A 19,210-nucleotide genomic window follows, 5' to 3' on the forward strand; every position below is an offset into this window, starting at 1 on the left:
TTGAGGTGATGTTCTATGAACAGGATCATAAGTGAAACGGAAGATAGGCTATTAAACATGATTTCAATTATCATCGAACCTCTTAAAATATCACTATTAGAGGACATGAATGCATCACTAAGTACAAATGAAAAAAAGGATGAGTTTTTGTCTTCGATAAAACGGGAGTTCGGTATTCAATTAACATCTGAAATCATTACAAGTCAATGGAACATAGAAAGGTTGGCAAGTTTCCTGGACATGCTTCTCAGCATGAGAGAAGACGAGGTCAATAAGCCTTATAAACGTGGAAAAAGGGAAGGGATGCTTTCTCATAATCAAGATCGAATGTATCTGTTTGACAGTCTCGATGAAAGGAAAATGCTCTATAATATGCCATTTAAATTCATTTTAAATGGCGTAGTGGACATTGGTGACTTACAACAGGCATTAGATATCATGATTGAACGCCATGAAACTTTACGAACCAATTTTAAGGGTGAAGAACATCAAGTACTTCAATTCTTGTCAAAAAACAGCAGTAACTTAATAGCCTATGAAGACTGTCGGGAAGTAGGCCCCGAAGTCAGTAATATAATGGTCACCTCCCATCTTACTGAAGAAATAGAAAGATGTTTTGATCTGGAAAATGATCGGTTATTTAATATGAAGCTATTTCGAATTGAGGAAGAAACGTATTATTTAGTATGCAATTTTCACCATATCATTTTTGATGGAGTATCGTTTGTAACCTTTTTCGAGGAGTTAATGGAGATTTATGAAAGGGTTCAAACGGGTAAGGTTGGTGATATTCCTCCTGTGGACATGCAATATTTAGATTATGCTGTCTGGCATAAGGAGTGGGTCAGGGAAAGTACGCCAAGCCAAAGGAGGTTTTGGGAAAGTTATTTAGATCGGGAGGAAGAAGCATTAGAACTTCCATTTGACTTTCAGCGTCCAAAATCACCTTCTTATTCTGGTGACAGACTGGAAATGCCTATAACGGATGAACTTTGTTTATTGATAGACAAGATTTTAAAGGAGAATGGCACAACTTTATATACTTTTATGATGACCGCCTATCAAGTGTTTTTAAGTCAGTATACCGGGAAGAATCGAATCATCGTTGGGAGTACCGTCGCAAACCGCGGCCAAGAAGAATTTTCCCGGACAGTTGGGTGCTTTGTCAATACGCTGCCACTGAAGTTAACAGTGGATGTTACGGAATCATTTCATGAAATCTTGACCCGAAATCGCAAAGTGATTTTGGATGTATTGGAACATCAGGCTTTTCCATTTGAAAAAATTGTTGAAATCATTAATCCAGACAGGGATCTAAGCCAATCCCCATTGTTCCAAACAGCTTTGGCTATGGAAGAAAGATTTGAAGGGAATTTTAGCAATTCATTCTTCACGCTTGAACAAGACCAATTCGAAATTCCTTTTTCAAACTATGATCTAACTATAAAAGTAAAGGGTTCTCATGACCTAATACTTGAATTCGAGTATTCCGATGAGCTTTTCAAAAGGGAAACAATCGAAAGACTCATGATGAGTTTCGAAAAATGGTTATTCCAAATTTGTAACAATACAAATATGCCCATTTGTCATTTGGATTATTTAGACGAAAATCAAATGAATAAATTGTTATTTGAGTGGCAAGGTGAGGTTTCGGATGTACATCAAAATGAGACGATCACCTCCATTTTGGAAAGAATCGTTAAGAAGCATCCAAACAAATTAGCCGTTGCTGATAATGGTAAGACCATTACCTATTCAGAATTAGATCAAAAGTCAAATGTGATTGCGAAATTGCTTAGAAACTATATGGAAAATGGCTCTAATAAAGTGGGCCTGCATGTTAGCAGATCTATTGAGATGGTAATCGGCATGTTGGGAATCATTAAAGCTGGATGTGCATACGTTCCGCTTGATCCCATGCTACCAGCTGAACGGTTGGAATATATCATCAATGATTCAAAAATGGACATATGCATTACGAATCAAGTTGTGGTACCTGCGATTAAAAAGATAGCTAAAGTGATAGATCTTGAATCTGTACATTACTTGGATTCCGAATGCTGTACCGAAATGATTACACCATCAGATCTAGCTTACATAATTTATACTTCCGGCACGACAGGAAAACCTAAAGGCGTCATGTTATCCCATAGAGGAGTAGTGAATTTAGTAATAAGTCAAAACAAGTACTTACAGCTTGATGTGACCTCAAAGGTATTACAATTTGCCACCTTTAATTTTGACGCTTCTATATATGAGATTTTTGGAAGCCTATTAAATGGTGCAGAGCTGCATATCGGGAATAATAAGGAGGAAATGTTTGATTTATTCGCATTGGAAAATCAAATCAAAAGTGAAAAGTTAACGCACCTAGTATTGCCGCCAGCGGTATTACTAGAGCTGAATATAGAGGATTCTGATGTGAAATTCGTTGGTTCAGCCGGATCTGAATGTCCAATAGCTTTGCTGGAGCGCTATCAAAATATAAATTTTTATAATGCCTATGGTCCAACGGAATATTCAGTATGGACCACGATTGAAATGTTTAAAGCGTTTGAAAAAAATGAAACTACTAATAATAAAGTATCGATAGGCAAACCAATCCTGAATACTGACGTCTATTTATTAAGTCCTGAGCAAAGACTCGTACCAATAGGTGCTGCAGGGGAAATATATATTGGTGGTGAAGGATTAGCTGTTGGATATGTGAATAATGATGATTTAACAAAAGAAAAGTTCATTGAACATCCTTTTAAAGCTGGAAAGCGTTTGTATCGCAGCGGTGACCTTGCAAAATTCACGAACGATGGTGAGTTGATTTTTCTGGGGCGTAAGGATAATCAAGTGAAAATAAGAGGATTCCGGGTGGAAGTTGATGAGATTTCGTTCAATCTCAATGCGTATCCGCAAGTAAGTGACTCATTCATTATGGTTCAGGATCAGCCAAACTTAAATAAACAAATAATCGCTTATTTCACATCAAAACAACAGGTTGATAACGATCACTTAAAAGCATTTTTAAAAGAGAGATTACCAAGTTACATGATTCCTTCATTCTTTATGCAAGTGGACAATTTTCCGTTAAATGCAAATGGGAAAATTGATTCAGCAATTCTTCCGGTACCAGTCACTAGAAACAATACATCAGAAGAACCTAAGACGTTTAATGAGAAAGTGCTTCTTCAGATTTTTAAGAATGTCTTAGGGTTAGATGACATAAGTATCCGAGATAACTTTTTCGAACTTGGCGGCGATTCCATTCAGAGCATCCAAATATGTTCCCTAGCAAGGCAGGAAAGTATAATCATCAGTCCAAAATCAATTTTTGAAAATCAAACGGTAGCTGAGCTTGCAGCGGTTGCAAAAACTGAAAATAAAGTCATGATTCAACCAATAGCCACTAGAGGAAATGTGGAATTGACCCCCATTCAAGAATGGTTCTTTGCTGAACACACGACTTCCATCAATCATTGGAACCAGTCTATTGTTTTTAGTAAAAATTCCTGTGCCCTAATGGAGGATATTGAAAGTATTCTATCTCAAATCGTGGAACATCATGATGGATTGTTGACCTTATTTGAAAAGCATGACGAAAAATATATCGGGAATATAGACTCTGAACACAAAACATGGGAGTTAGTCTATAAGGATATTCATCATTTAGATGAGGAAACGCGAATAAGAATGAGAGATGAATGGGAAAGTACGGTTCAAGGTTCATTGGACATAAGTAATGGACCGATCATGAAAATGCTTGTTTTAAAAGAACAAAAGAACAAGTATCGCTTCTTTTGGGTAATCCATCATTTATTAATCGATGCAGTTTCCTGGAGGATTTTACTTGAAGATTTCAATCATCTCCATGATCAAGCATTAAACAATCAAAAAGGGAAACTCGCCTATAAAACTTCATCATTTAAAGACTGGTCAAATTTCTTAAAGAAATACAATGAAACGTTGATGGACCCTGAAACACTCCGTTATTGGGAACACAAAACAAAAAGTGAAATAACGGATTTCATGATAGGGGAAGACTTTATAGCTACGCAAGAAAGAACGGTGGAGAAATCATTCGGTGAAGAAGAAACTGAGTTTTTGATCCAGGAATTAACAGGGCAATCTAAAGCGACTGTAGAAGAAGTATTGTTGTCATTAATTGCGAAGAGTTTGAACCAATCTTTTGAAGTGAAGAAATTCTGGATAGAAGTAGAAGGGCATGGCAGGGAAATGGTGGACGAAACAATGGATGTTACTCGGACCGTTGGCTGGTTTACTGCGATGTATCCAATATTGCTGTATTCAGATAAGACGTTTGATGATACTTTAAAAAACACGAAGAATGCTATAAGGGAAATTCCGAATAAAGGTTTTGATTATGGTGTAATCAAGTATTTAAGTCCTGGGGTCATTCAGGAGCCGGATATCCACGTTACTTTTAACTATTTAGGTAGGTTGGACTCTCAATTCGAATCATCCAATAGCAAGGACTTTGGTGAATTTGAACAAAAACCAAAACTCCATTTTCTGGCATTGATCCAGGACGGAAGACTAAGCATAAAAATAATTTCAAAATTAGCTGAAGAAAAAATGAACTTTTTAATAGAAGCCATAGGCAAAGTCGTGATGGAAATCAAGGGATCTGAATTTGATCAAGGTTCTTTAATAGAAAGTGATTTTCCAGATGCAATGCTTACTGAGGAAGATCTGTTTCATATATTGAATTCTAATAAATAATGTGAATACTCATTTAATAGAAAGAAGAAGTCAGTAGATAGGATGGAACACAACGATAATGGAATCGGGAGGCGCTAAATTGGAGAAATCTATTCAGAATATCTACTCATTAACTCCGCTTCAAGAAGGAATCCTCTACGAACTGGAGATGAACAATACAGCTGAGAACCTTTACATTTCTCAAATGCGAATCAGGATAACGGGCGCTCTTGAAGTAAATGCATTATTCCAGGCATGGAGTCAGGTTGTAGAACGTCATGAAGCATTAAGAATGAAGGTCATCTCTAAAAATATTGAAAATAATGTTCAGGTTGTATTCAATGCAATGGACTATCAACCAGAAATAATAGATATGACGGAGTTGAGTAAACATGATCAATTAAATGAAATTCAGAGAGTGACATCAAAATCCCAGCAGATGGATGTGAATAACTCCAATTTGATGAAACTCCAGTTAGTGAGAATTGAAGAAAATCAGTATATCTTGATTTGGACTCATCACCATATAATTTTGGATGGCTGGAGTACCAGCATAGTCATCGATGAACTCTTTGTTATTTACAGCCGAATTGTAGGAAAAGACTCCAAACGGCTTATTGAAAAGCCAAAGCAATATGGAGATTTTATCCGGTATATGAATAAAATCGATGCGGAAGATCTAAATCGTTTTTGGAAAGAGCTAGCAAAGGATATTGAGCAGCCGACAATTACATTTCCCGTTCTGAAATCTGTGAAGGAAGACCGGCAGGAAAATGATCTATTTTGGGAGCTGGATAAAAAACAGAGTGAGCTTTTAAGAGAATTTGCCGCTAAAAACCATGTAACGGTTAATGTATTATTGCAGTTAATATGGTCGATCGTGCTAAAGGAAATGTCCAACCAAAACCGAATAGTCTTTGGAATTGTGAGCTCTGGCAGATCGAATAACTTATTCAAATCAGAAGAAATTGTCGGGCTGCTCATTAATACGATTCCGATGATAGCTGAAATAAACGATACTGACAGCGTTACTGATTTACTGAAACGGTTCCAGGAAACATTAAACAATATGCTGGAACACTCTCAAATTTCTTTAGTGGATATCAAAAATCATACAAAATTAAAGAAGGAAGATCCCATTTTCGAAACGTTATTTGTTTATGAGAATTATCCGGAAGCTAAAAATGAAGGCAATAGTATTAACTGGGAAGTTGAAGGCGGAAAAGAATCACATAGCTTTCCGTTATCATTACAAGCCCAGGATAATAAAGAAACTATTAAATGCAAATTGTATTTTAATCGCTGCTTCTTAGAGCATTCACTAATTAATGATATCCAAAAAGCCTTCATGCAGATTGCCCATCAAATTACAAAAGCACAGCAAATTGACGAAATATATATCGATGTTGATTTTTCAAAACTAAAGAATAATGTAGGTAATGACTTTCATGCAACAAGTGATAATACGATCACATCCACATCGGTTAATCAAGAACTTAAAGAAATATGGCAAGAGTTTTTCTTGAATACTGAGATTAATGAGGATTCTGATTTCTTTCAATTGGGCGGGCATTCGATAACAGCAATGAAATTGGTATCTAAGGTGAATAAAAGACTTGATGCGAATATGAAATTGACTGATTTGTTTGAAAATCCCACATTAAAATTGCTAAGTCATAAGATCTTTCCAGAAGTGATTACATCTCCTAAAGATGAAACGCAATTAGTTTCATCATTTGTAGAAAAGACATTTTTGGAAGTCTTATCAACAAGTCAAATCGAAAAAGATGCCGATTTTTTTGAAATGGGCGGACACTCGATATTAGCCATGAAGTTATTGACAAAGTTAAATAAAGAATACAACCAAATTCTAACTTTGAAAAATATTTTTCAAAATTCAACGATCGATTCGTTGACGGCCTTCATCATGACTCGAATTTCAGATACTGACAGTGAGCACAAAGAAATCCAAACAGAAAATCATGTTTTATCCAGTAACCAAGAGGCTTTGTGGTTCAACGAAAAACTCAATGGTAAAACAACCAATTATAACATTCCTCAGAAATATAAAATTACTGGCAAAGTGGATACTTCACTCCTGGAAAAAGCCGTCAACCATGTCATTGATAGACATGAAATCTTAAGGACCATCGTGCATGAAAAGGACGGTAAAGGCTATCAAGAAATTAAGGAAGATTTGTACATTAAAATAAATGAAATGGACCTCTCTGAATTAAAGGCAGAACAGCAAACGACCCGTTTGCTGCAAATTGAAGACGACGTCCAATCGGAAATCTTTGAAATTGAAAAAGGTCCTCTCTTGACATTGAAACTTGTTAAATTGAGTGAAAATGAGTCTGTTTTATTTGTAAATCTCCACCATTTTGTTTTTGACGGATGGTCAGTGAGTATATTTTTAGATGAATGGTTATCATTTTATGACAGTGAAGTGAATGAAAAGGAACTTAACCTTGAAAATGACTTTACACAATATAAGGATTTTGCCATTGAGCAAAAAAGCTGGTTGGAAAGTAACATTAAAGAAGAAACGCTATTTTGGGAAACAAACTTATCTGGGGAATTACCTAAATTGGAACTTCCTTTAGATACTATGCGTACAAAAGAAAATCGCAACGATGGCAGTAGTTTTATAGTGGAACTAACAAGGGAAGAGCTCCAAGGTTTAAAGCGGATGTCCCTTGAAAAAAACTCGACATTATTCATGACACTTCTAACGATGTACCAGTCTTTTCTAGCAAAATATACAGGTCAAAACGATATCATTGTCGGAAGTCCTTTGGCGAATCGAATGATTGAAGGAACAGGGAAATCGATAGGTTATTTTGTCAATACACTGCCCTTTAGATTAAAGCTGGGACTCGAGGAAACATTTGAAGAGATTCTTCAAAGAAATACAAATCATATCATTGACATCTATGATCATCAGCAAATGACATTGGAGAAAATTGTTGAAGTCATCAACCCTGAAAGAAATTTAGTAACCACTTCTTTATTTCAAACCGTCTTCATTTTACAAAATAATGCTAAAGCTGCATTTGAAAGTGAATACATAAAGATAACGCCTGAAGTAATAAAATCAAAGGTAGCAAAATTCGATTTGAGTTTAGCTGTGGAAGAATATGAAGATAAACTTTTATTCGCTTTTGAGTATAATTCAGGTATTTTCAATGAACAAACCATTCGATTATTAGGTGAAAATTTCTTGGAGTGGATTCGGACAATTACATACGAGCCTGAACGATACATTGACCAAGTATCTGTAGTGAGTAAGAAGCAGGAGAAAGTATTATTGGAAGAATGGCAGGGAGAAACCGTTCAGTTTGAGGGGATCGATGATACAATCCCAGAAGCATTCTATAAAATTGTTGAGAGATTTCCTGATAAGATAGCCATTGTTGATGGTCCCAGAACCATTACATATCGCGAATTGAATCATAAGAGCAATCGTCTTTCACACCATTTAATAAGCAGGGGAATTTCTACAGAAGAAAGAATCGGAATTTATGTGAATCGATCAATTGATATGGTTACCGGGATGTTGGCAGTAATTAAAGCTGGAGCTGCGTATGTTCCATTGGATCCTTATTATCCTAATGAGCGATTAAGCTATATGGTCCAAGATTCGTCCATTTCCTATTGTTTGAGTCACAAAGAACTCGGTGTGAATGAATTGATCGATTCAGCTAAAATAATATATTTTGAAGATATTGAAAAAGAATCGGATCTGTTAATGGACGCCAATCTTCACATTCCGGATCAGAGAAATCTAGCGTATGTCATTTATACTTCGGGAACGACAGGCAGACCAAAAGGAGTCATGTTAGAACATAGAGGAATCATTAACTTAGTTTATAACCAAAATAAAATGATGTGTTTAGACACATCAGCTAAAGTATTGCAATTCGCTACATTTAATTTTGATTCATCCGTCATTGAGGTTTTCAGCTCACTTTTATTTGGTGCCGAACTGCATATAAGTGTGGATAAAGAAAATCAATTTGACATGAGTAAACTTGTTGAACAAATTAAGGGAGAAGGAATTTCCCATATCATTTTACCGCCTGCCGTGTTGAAGGAACTGCCAATCACGGAATTGAACAGTATTAAAGTACTGGGATCTGCAGGTTCTGAATGTCCATTTGAGCTCGTTCCAAAGTTTAAACATATATCGTTTTTTAATGCCTATGGGCCTACAGAATATTCGGTGTGTACAAGTTTTAAACTATTTCCTCCGAATGAAGAGGTAGCGAATGAATTCGTTGTTTCAATTGGGAAGCCTCTGACTAACACAGTTGTACTTGTTTTGGATGAAAACCGGAAACTAGTTCCGGCAGGATCGGTTGGTGAACTATACGTTGGAGGAATTGGGTTAGCAAGGGGATATTTGAATAATGAGAGCCTGACAAATGAAAAGTTCATAGCCAATCCATTCAACCCTGCAGAAAAAGTATATAGAACCGGGGATTTAGTTAAGCATAACAAAGCTGGGGAATTAGTCTATATAGGCAGAGCGGACGATCAAGTGAAAATAAGAGGATACCGGGTTGAACTATCGGAGGTTAATGTTTCCTTACGAAAGATGGAAGAAATTAAGGATAGTTATGTAACGGTATTGGAAGATGAATTTGAGAATAAAAGGCTAATTGCTTATTATACGGTGAGTGATGTGGTTTCGATAGAATCAATCAGAAGACGATTGAAAGAAACACTGCCTGCATTCATGATTCCTGCTCATTTTATGCAACTGGATAAATTTCCTTTGACGCCGAATGGGAAAGTTGATCGGAAATCCCTGCCGAAATGGACGGAACAGATGGACGAGCGGAAGGGAAAAGTGCTGGATGTGCAAGAATTGTCCAAAACTGAAACAGCGCTTCTGACAATATGGAGAAACGTTTTAAATGATCCCACTATAGGCCCGGATGATAACTTCTTTGAATGTGGCGGTGATTCAATCATCAGTATTCAAATATGCTCTGCTGCAAAAGAAAAAGATTTATTTATAACTCCTAAAGATTTATTTGAATACCAAACGGTCCGCGAGTTGGGGAATATTGTGAATGAATTGGAGCAAAACCAAGTGGTTCAAGAAACAATATCAGGTTATGTCCCGTTAACGCCTATTCAATCATGGTTTTTTAATGAAAATCATAAGAATATCCATCATTGGAATCAGTCCGTAGTATTAATGAAGGATAATACATTATCAACTGAACAATTTAAAAAAATCATCATGAAATTAATTGATCAGCACGACGTATTAAGGACATTATTTGAAAAACATGATGATTCATATATAGGGAATATTGGGAATGCTGATACAGCATGCGGTTTTTATGAGTATAATGTTTCAAGTTTTAAAGATGAAAATAGTTTGAAGGAAATTAAGGAGCTAGAAGAAAACGCCCAACAAAGTTTAAACATACACAATGGCCCCATGATGAAGTTTCTTCTATTCAGGGATCAAAGGGAGGTAAGGATCTTTTGGGTGATTCATCACCTCATAGTTGATGGTGTTTCATGGAGGATACTTCTTGAACATTTCGAAAGATGTTATCAGCAGATGAAGAATGAACAAGAACTATCACTTCCTTTAAAAACGACTTCTTATAAACAATGGTCCGAGAAACTAAACGAATATCAGAACACTGACCTATCGGAAGAAGCCGTTCAATATTGGGAAAAGGAAATGAATACTCCCGTTTCTCCGCTGACGAAAAGCTTAGGAGAAACGTGTGATTTTGAAAACATGTACAAAATAGAAGTGGATGAGGATCAAACACAAAACCTCATTAAAAATACATTAAGAAAACATAAAACGACGATTGATGAAGTGTTATTATCAGTTATCGCCCAGGTGTTTTCCAATCGTATGGGAATCAATGAATTTTGGCTCGATTTAGAAGGACATGGTCGAGAGGATATTGAGGAAGGCGTTGATCTTTCAAGGACGGTAGGGTGGTTCACCTCCATCTATCCAGTAAGGATTGAAGGAAAGGCGTCTTTGGGATCTACACTGAGAAATACGAAGAACATAATAAGAAGTGTGCCGAACAAAGGGTTTGACTTTGGAATCCTAAAGTATATTTCCACTCGGGATTATCGTTATCCAGAAAGCCTTGTGAGTTACAACTATCTAGGTCAGTTTAATAATACAGGTGATATGGAACAAACCAATAGCAGCAATATCGATTTAAAATACAAATTTCCATATAAACTCAATTTTGTCGCTAGCATCGTAAACAATAGACTCTTGCTGAATATTATCGGGGATAGCAACAATGAAAACTTCCAAATGATATGTAAAGAAGTTGAAGCACAATTAAACAAAGTTTTAAGCGGAAGTGCAGATTTGAATGACTCTATTATCGAAACGGATTTTGAATCAGAGGAAATAGTTGATGGAAGTACAATTAAGCATTTCATTAATAAGTTTAATAACATTGAAGAAATTTACCCAGTGACATCACTTCAAGAAGGGATGTTATTCCATAGCGAAGTAACTCAAAGTCCTGAATATATCTCGCAGCTATCCATCGACTTAATAGGCGATCTTGATCTGGATAAATTAGAAGAAGCCTGGAATGATACTTGCAGAAAATACGACGTCCTAAGATCGGTTTTCAGGCGCAATCAATTGGGGGACCGTTATCAAATCATACTCAATGATATTTATTATGTGTTTAATCATGTGAATCTAACGATGTTCAGTGTAGACGAGTCAGAATCCAAGATAGAAAATCTATTAGAACAAAGCAGGAGCAGACAAACGGATTTAGAGAATGGGCCGCTCATGAACATCACCTTAATTCAGCTATCGGATCATCGTTTTAAATTCATCTGGACACATCATCATGCTTTAATAGATGGCTGGAGCCTGCAAATCGTCATTAATCATTTTTTGGATAATTATCGAAATCCATCCAGTACGTTAAAAGACAGTGATGAACATAAGTATGCTTATAAACAAGTCATGAACCATGTAAGAAATATTAATAAACAGGAAGAAGCAGCTTTCTGGAACAAAGAGTTGAGCGATTTCGAACAAGTAAAAGCACTGGTGAGTAAGAAAACGGATAAGGAAGCTTTTACATCGGATAAAGTTATTGAATATAGCTTACCTGAAGAGCTTACTGAAGAATTGATAGAGTTATCCAAGCGGCATAGAAAAACAATTAATACCGTTGTTCAAGGAGTTTGGGGAATCGTTCTATCTTACCTTAGTGAAAGCAACTCAGTATGTTATGGGGTGACAAGCTCAGGAAGGAACCTCAGCATTCCGCATATCGAATCAGCTGTAGGCTTATTGATCAATACTCTTCCATTCTCTTTGAAAATCGATTGGGAGGATGATTTACAATCCTATTTCACCGCTATTCAAAACAAGCAATTACAAATGAGAGAGTATGAGTTCAGTTCACTTACGGATATAAAGCGATACGCTGAAATTCCATGGGATAGGGATTTATTTCAACATATATTTGTATTCGAAAATTATCCGAGCGCAGAACTGGCAGATGATTCGCCAATCATGATCGAAAGTTCAGTTGGAAGTGAATCAACTAATTTCGATCTTACGTTCTCTGCAGCTGTAGTGCAATCAAAGTTGCATTATAAAATCATTTATAAAAACAATAAATTCGATGAAAATGAAATTTTAAGTTTTATGGATTCCATGCAAGAAATATTCTTAAATCTAACAAAAGATGAAACACTATCTATTGGTAAATTAATAAATCACTTGAAAGTTGGGGCCCGATGATAAGTAAATCGATGACGACGAATAAATTGATGTCAATAACTGAAGCTTTTAAAAAAATGGCGGGCGATAATCAATCAAAAGCGGCACTTTATGAAAATGAACGGCAAATAACTTATAAAGAATTAGATATTCTCTCAGATAATCTTGCCAAAAGGATCATTGACATGGGAATTCAAGAAGAAACAATGATCGGGATTCCAAGCAAAAGGTCCATTGAACTGATCATAGGGATGCTTGCCATTATAAAGTCTGGCTGTTGCTATGTTCCAATAGATGAAAAATACCCATTAAAAAGATTGGAATATATGCTTGAGGATACGGATATGGAGTTCTTCTTATCATTTAATGATCATGAAGGGAAGCTCAGTGAATTGGATATTGAACCAATTCCATTTGAGATTAAAGAACTGAGCAGGGAAGGGCACACTCCTGTGAACCGTTCTTCAGAGAATGGTCTAGCGTATGTTATTTATACATCTGGAACGACTGGAAAACCAAAAGGCGTAATGATAGAACAAAGAAGCGTAGTCAATTTAGTATTGAACTCTGAAATACTTGAAATAAACGAAAATAATAGAGTGGCTCAATTTTCCAACCCTTGCTTTGACGCCGCAACTTTTGAGATATGGGGAGCGTTATTAAATGGAGCAACATTATTTCTGATGACGAATGAGTTCACTTCTTTTGATGATTGGAAAGAAGCGATATCGATTGGAAAGGTGGATGTAGCTTTTTTTACGACAGGTCTTTTCAATGCAATGGTTGATGAGGATCCATTAATTTTTGAAGGATTAAAGAAAATTGTGGTTGGAGGAGATAAAATCTCGATTTCCCATGTCAAAAGATTGAAGCAGACAATTGGTCATTTTTCCTTAATTAATGGGTATGGACCAACTGAATGCACAACCTTTGCCATTTGTCATGAAGTCGAAGATAAGGATGTAGATGTTATTCCTATTGGAAAGCCATTGACCAATGTCGAAATCAGGATTTTATCTGAAGAACAAGTTGAGGTAGGAGATGGCGAAATAGGTGAAATCCACATTGGCGGTCAAGGGGTCATGAGAGGCTATTTAAATCAGCCACAATTAACAGAACAAGCTTTGATCATGGATGATTTGAATCAAACGAAGTGGTATAAAACAGGTGATCATGGCATCCGGTTAAATAATGGTGAGATCCTTTACAAAGGACGAAAAGACAGTCAAGTGAAAATTCGCGGCTTTAGAATAGAACTGAATGAAATTCAAGATAAGCTTGATAAGTACATGAAGGTTGAAAGTTCAGTAGTAGCAGTTAAAAACATCAATGATGAGAATTATGTTATCGCGTATTACAAACAGAAGGATGAAAACGCGAAAAATGCTGAAAAGGATATTAAAGATTATCTTGGCAATGAATTGCCGAATTATATGATTCCACACTTTTTTGTCAGAGTGGATGATTTTCCGCTTAATGCCAACGGTAAAGTGGATAAGGTTAAATTATTGGAAATGAATATCATGCAAAATAAGATTTTTTTAGCCAATCAAGAAAATGGAAAGAAAAAAGAAGTATTGGAGATTTGGAGAAATATATTAGGAAATCAAAGTTTAGGATTAGACGACAATTTCTTTGAAAATGGAGGTCATTCCATTTTAGCTACCAAACTGGTCTATATAATGAAGGAAACTGTACTTCCTGAAGCTACTTTACAGATTTTATTGGAAAATAACACAGTGAATAAATTTGTTGGTGCACTTGAAATTGATTCATCTGGCAGTATGGAAGCTTTGATGGAGAAGGACTCCACACTCGATCGATCGCTTATGGAGAAAATAAGGAAAATATGCACTAAACCAGTTCAATTTGAAAAGAATATGATGATTACTGGTGGAACAGGGTTTTTAGGAGCCCATCTATTAAACAAATTGTTACGGGAATTGGAACATGTCAAAATATATTGTTTGGTTAGATTTCCTTCAAGAAATAGATTGAAAGATACTTTAATGAAATATGGTCTTTGGCAGGATGAGTTCGAAAGCCGAATCGTTGTAATTGAAGGCGATTTTAGTAAACATCAATTCGGTTTGGATGATATGACATATGAGAAATTAAGCAATGATGTTTCCCATGTATATCATGTCGGTGCCGAAACGAACTTCTTCGAGCCGTATAGTAAATCAAAAGTTTCAAATGTGGATGGTGTAGTGGAGATCATTAAGTTTGCTTCATCATACACTCGGAAAAACATCTATTATGCCTCAACGCTTTCTGTCTTGACCGGCGAAAGGAAATGGGATGAGGAAGACGAATTGGTTTACTCCCCAGATTTAATGATCGGGTACAGCCAGTCCAAATGGGTAGCAGAGAAACTGCTTCTTCAAGCAAGGGAATATGGATTGACAATCGATATTTTCCGATTAGGCAGGATTTCATCTAATTCACTAAACGGAGTTTGGAACGAGAAGGATATGCTGTACAAGGTTTTTGAATCATTTATTGAACAAAGGATATTGCCATTTAAAGAGGAAATTCATTTTGAATTGATGCCAGTCGACTTTGTAAGTGAGTTTATGTATAAAATATCAAGATTGAATGAGAATCAGAAACTCGGAATCTATCACATGTTCAATGATCAGAGGGTTTCAAGTGAATTCGTGACCTCCTTCTTCGAAAAAAATAATATACCTTACTCCAATATGGATTTGCAAGAATGGTTACAATCTTTAAAGGAAAAGACACAATCTAATGAGATTCATTCATTAAGTGCTTTGTCCCAGTTAATTGATGAATCAACAAAATTAAAAGAGTCGGAAATCCTTCAATCCAAAACCAAGAAGGACATGGAATGGCTATCAATGAAAATGCCGGAAATTGATTCAAGGTATGTGGAAAGCTTTATGAAGTTCATGTTGAAATAATCTTTATTGAACTGGAGAAGGGGGATGAAAGGACTGAAGAAAACACTTTTTTGTTTCCCTTATGCTGGGGGAAGTGCATCTTTTTATAGAGAGTGGAAATTTGATGACGATGTGATAGAGGTAGTCCCGCTGGAATACCCTGGACATGGCAGTAAATATAGTGAACCATTGCGTGATCATATGGCTGATCTGACGGATAGCCTAATGGAAGAAATGGAAACGAAATATCAAATTCAATCATTGGAAAACATCTCTTTGTTTGGACATAGCATGGGTGCGATAGTAGCCTATGAAATTGCGGCAAAATTAGATGAGAGATATGGTAATAAAGTAGAGCATTTATTCATTTCAAGTAAATCGTCCCCAGATTATAAAGTAGATCAAATCGATTGTTCTAATTCAAATAATTTAAAACAATCACTGAAAAAAATCGGGGGAACGAACAAGGAGCTCTTAGAAACGGAAGATTTCATGACATTATTCCTGCCGATAATACAATCGGATTTAAATGTTTTAGCCAACTACCACGATGAAAATAAACGCAAAAAAAAGGTGGGAAATAAAGCAGTTTTGCTATTGGGCTCAGAGGATTCCGTGACGAAGGAAAGTATGGAAAGCTGGAATGAATACATTGAACATATTGAAGGATTGCATATGTTAAAGGGAGATCATTTCTATTTAAAGCAAAACCAAGATATTGTATTAAAAATCGTTCAAGAGTATTTACTAAGAAGTCGTTGTGAAATTCTGATTTAGGTATATGCAATTATTTGTGAACTCGGATTAGGAATGATTAATGTAAAAAGAATAGGACCCAAAAGTGTTCGGATCATGACTCTAGAATTATGGATTATATCCAGATTTTAAAGATGAAATGATTTCAGCCACTTTTGGGTCCTTTTTTTCTATCTAAGCTATAATGTGACTTTGGTTTTTAAGCTGGTTATTAATGGGCTAGACACTATTAATTGAAATTATGTATATTATCATGTAAGGCTCAAATTGGAGCAGCTAAAGTCTCTAAAGTTAAAGGGGAACAATTTTCATTGGTTGATATTATTATTTTCAGCCAGTATGTTGGGGGATATGATTAAACATTGACTCATAACGGTACGAAAAATTTACCTTTGATATAAAGAATATGAAGCAAAAAAAATGCTCCAAATAGTTTTTTTGAAAGAATGGATCTCTATACAGATTTTCATGTTTAATTAGAAAGATAAAGAAGGGTTGACGCAATTGATAACAACGACCAAATTTTATAAGAAAAAACGATGGATGATTCCCATCTCTATCATGATCATTCCAATTATCCTTGTATTAATAATAGGGAAATTCACACCGGTACTTAATACCTTTATGATAAAGCAGCTTTTCGAAGCAGATTCTTTTGCATCTCCTAAAAACATGGAGATCATTAAAGAACAGGTTCATGTCGAAAAAGATTTAACTTATGATAAGCATGGAATGGATAATAGTATTTTAGATATTTATTATCCCAAAAATATGAATAAACCACTCCCCGTTATCATGTGGATACACGGAGGTGCTTTTGTATCAGGCAGTAAGGAACAAACAAAAGAATATGGAATGGCATTAGCCAATGAGGGATATGTCGTGGCAAATATAAACTATGCGATTGCACCAGGACAAAAATATCCCGGTCCAATTCTGCAAGCCAACCAAGCCCTCAAGTTTTTACAGGAGAATATCGCAAAATACGGTGGTGATATGAATACACTATTTATCGGGGGGGACTCAGCTGTGCGCAAATCGCTAGTCAAACCGTTGCGTTAATAACGAATGAAGCACTCGCAAGGTCAATGGATATTCAACCTTCAATTGATAAAGAACAGTTAAAAGGTGCACTTTTATATTGTGGGATTTATAACATGGACGAAATGGGTACTCAGTCTTCGCCGGTGATAAAGAAGGGGATCGACTCGGTGTTTTGGGCATATACAGGGAAAAAGGATTATAAAGCTTTCTCTAGACTGAATGAGATGTCTACAGTTAAACATATAACACCATATTACCCTCCTACCTTTTTGACAGTTGGAGATGCGGATCCACTAGCACCACAATCAGCAGAACTTATAGATGTTCTTGAAAAACAAGGAGTGGAAATAGAAAGTGTTCTATTTGATGGAACAAATACGGACTTAGGTCATGAATACCAATTTGATTTTACCATCCCGCATGCTGAACAAACTTTTGAGCAAACCATTCAATTCTTAAAGGAACATAGTGAATGATTTTTTTGCAATATGATATTCAATTCGGTGTATTTCATCATTATCAGGCTAATATGTTTGTGTAACTGATTATACCCTATACATTTAGGGGGTATTGTCCGATAATCCTTATATTAGACTTGCCACCTAAAAAACGAAATCCCCTGTTTCATTAATGGAGGGGATTTCGTTTTTTTTATAAACAAGCGAGGTTGTGAAAGCAATAACCAGCAATAGAAAGAGGGGGAGAACATTGCTTATAAACTGAAAATATTTGTTTCCTTTACAACTGTTAGAGTAGGTTGATACGTCTTCGATAGATGCAGTTGCATATTTAGAGCATTAGCTCTCCCGCTTATCAAGCTATTTTAAGCTTAACATGGGGGATGAGATTCAAGTAAGATATCGTAATTTATCGATAATCATCCGCTATGTCGATCGATTTGGGATTATTTAAAATCAATCTACCCTGTTTAGGAACACAGGAGTACATTAAGCTAAATGATAATCATCGCGACTATTGTAGTGACTACTAAACCAATTGTTACCGGCAGCAGGTTCCGGCGTGCAAGTTCAAAAGGACTGACGTTACAAATTGCAGCGGCTGGGATTAATGCCCATGGAATCAGGGTGCCTCCGCCAACCCAAATCGCGGTTATTTGCCCAAGGGCGGTCAATGTGGCGGTTCCGCTTCCGATTGCCGTTCCAAATAGTTTGGCAACCGAACCCGCTAAAGAAATGCCTGAGAAGCCCGATCCATCCAAGCCAGTGATGGCACCGATTCCCGTTAAGGTGACGGCGGCTATTTCTTTCGTTAAAGGAACGGAAGCCGCTAAGGCGGCACCGAGATCATTGACGATGCCGAGAGAAGTTTTTGGTAAATAGGCACCGATGATCTGATTGAAGCCAGAATCACCTAAATAGAAGAATGCAGCGATTGGAATGACGGGTCCGAATACTTTGAAGCCAAATTGAAAACCCTGAATCAAATAGGCCGTTGATTTTTCAAGTCCTTGTTGTTTATGAGCGACAAGGGATAAAATCAGCAAAATGAAAACGGCTGTACCGCCAACCAACGCCGTGGCATCCCCGCCTTGCAGCTTCAAAATCGACAATGCCACAACATCTAACAGAAATGCGATTGGAATGAAGACGGCAAAAAACTTCTTTTGTGCCAGTGTGAGCAGATCTTCACTGAATGTTTGATCTTGGACGATCCCTTCATTATCTGCCGCCTTGATTCTGCCAAGTTTCATATCCCGCTTTAAAAGGATAAAGGCGGAGAGGGTGGTGACGACCCCCATTGTAATGACAAGGGGAATGCTCGCAGCGATGACATCACCGACTGGGATGGAAGCGGCATCCGCCGTTAGTTTAGGTGCAGCTTGAATGATGAAATCCCCTGATAATGCAATTCCATGACCAAAAAGGTTCATCGCCATCGCCACGCCTAACGCTAACAAAGGAATCTTTATTTTATTATGAGAGTGTAAATTCTTTAATAATTACAGTGGGGGTTTTACCGGGGGCCCTGTAATAATCGGAGGGAACATCGACTACGATATTTTCAAATAGCT

General features: G+C 36.5%; 6 protein-coding genes and 1 pseudogene. 6 read left to right on the top strand and 1 reads right to left on the bottom strand.

Translation table 11 applies throughout. From position 1 onward, the window contains the following. Positions 1 to 15 precede the first annotated feature (15 nt). The 6 genes from N9I19_RS10710 to N9I19_RS10735 all read left to right on the top strand — a co-directional run bounded on the left by N9I19_RS10710 (position 16) and on the right by N9I19_RS10735 (position 17,654). Complete coding sequence (locus N9I19_RS10710) at positions 16 to 4,734, top strand: non-ribosomal peptide synthetase (protein WP_317777773.1); 4,719 nt, start codon at positions 16 to 18, stop codon at positions 4,732 to 4,734. A gap of 79 nt (positions 4,735 to 4,813) precedes the next feature. Beyond that, positions 4,814 to 12,496, top strand: a complete 7,683-nt coding sequence (locus N9I19_RS10715; RefSeq protein WP_317777774.1) for a non-ribosomal peptide synthetase — start codon at positions 4,814 to 4,816, stop codon at positions 12,494 to 12,496. After that, the gene (locus tag N9I19_RS10720; RefSeq protein WP_317777775.1) at positions 12,493 to 15,399 is read left to right on the top strand and encodes a non-ribosomal peptide synthetase; all 2,907 of its coding nucleotides are present in this window, start codon (positions 12,493 to 12,495) and stop codon (positions 15,397 to 15,399) included. The genes N9I19_RS10715 and N9I19_RS10720 overlap by 4 nt, the downstream gene beginning before the upstream one ends. A 24-nt stretch (positions 15,400 to 15,423) precedes the next feature. Then, the gene (locus N9I19_RS10725) at positions 15,424 to 16,155 is read left to right on the top strand and encodes a thioesterase II family protein (protein ID WP_317777776.1); all 732 of its coding nucleotides are present in this window, start codon (positions 15,424 to 15,426) and stop codon (positions 16,153 to 16,155) included. A gap of 483 nt (positions 16,156 to 16,638) precedes the next feature. Then, positions 16,639 to 17,196 carry an alpha/beta hydrolase gene (locus N9I19_RS10730; RefSeq protein ID WP_317777777.1) on the top strand — a complete coding sequence of 186 codons (558 nt, stop codon included), beginning with the start codon at positions 16,639 to 16,641 and terminating at the stop codon, positions 17,194 to 17,196. 104 nt (positions 17,197 to 17,300) lie between these two features. Continuing rightward, a complete protein-coding gene (locus tag N9I19_RS10735) occupies positions 17,301 to 17,654 on the top strand; it encodes an alpha/beta hydrolase (protein WP_317777780.1) in 354 nt (117 codons plus the stop codon). Between the two features lie 476 nt (positions 17,655 to 18,130). On the opposite strand, the pseudogene N9I19_RS10740 reads toward N9I19_RS10735, so the two are convergent. Beyond that, positions 18,131 to 19,108 (bottom strand): annotated as a pseudogene (locus N9I19_RS10740) (hypothetical protein); the annotation flags it as partial. Positions 19,109 to 19,210 lie beyond the last annotated feature (102 nt).

This window comes from Peribacillus sp. CSMR9 (assembly GCF_033141925.1).
Classification (GTDB): Bacteria; Bacillota; Bacilli; order Bacillales; family DSM-1321; genus Peribacillus; species Peribacillus simplex_A.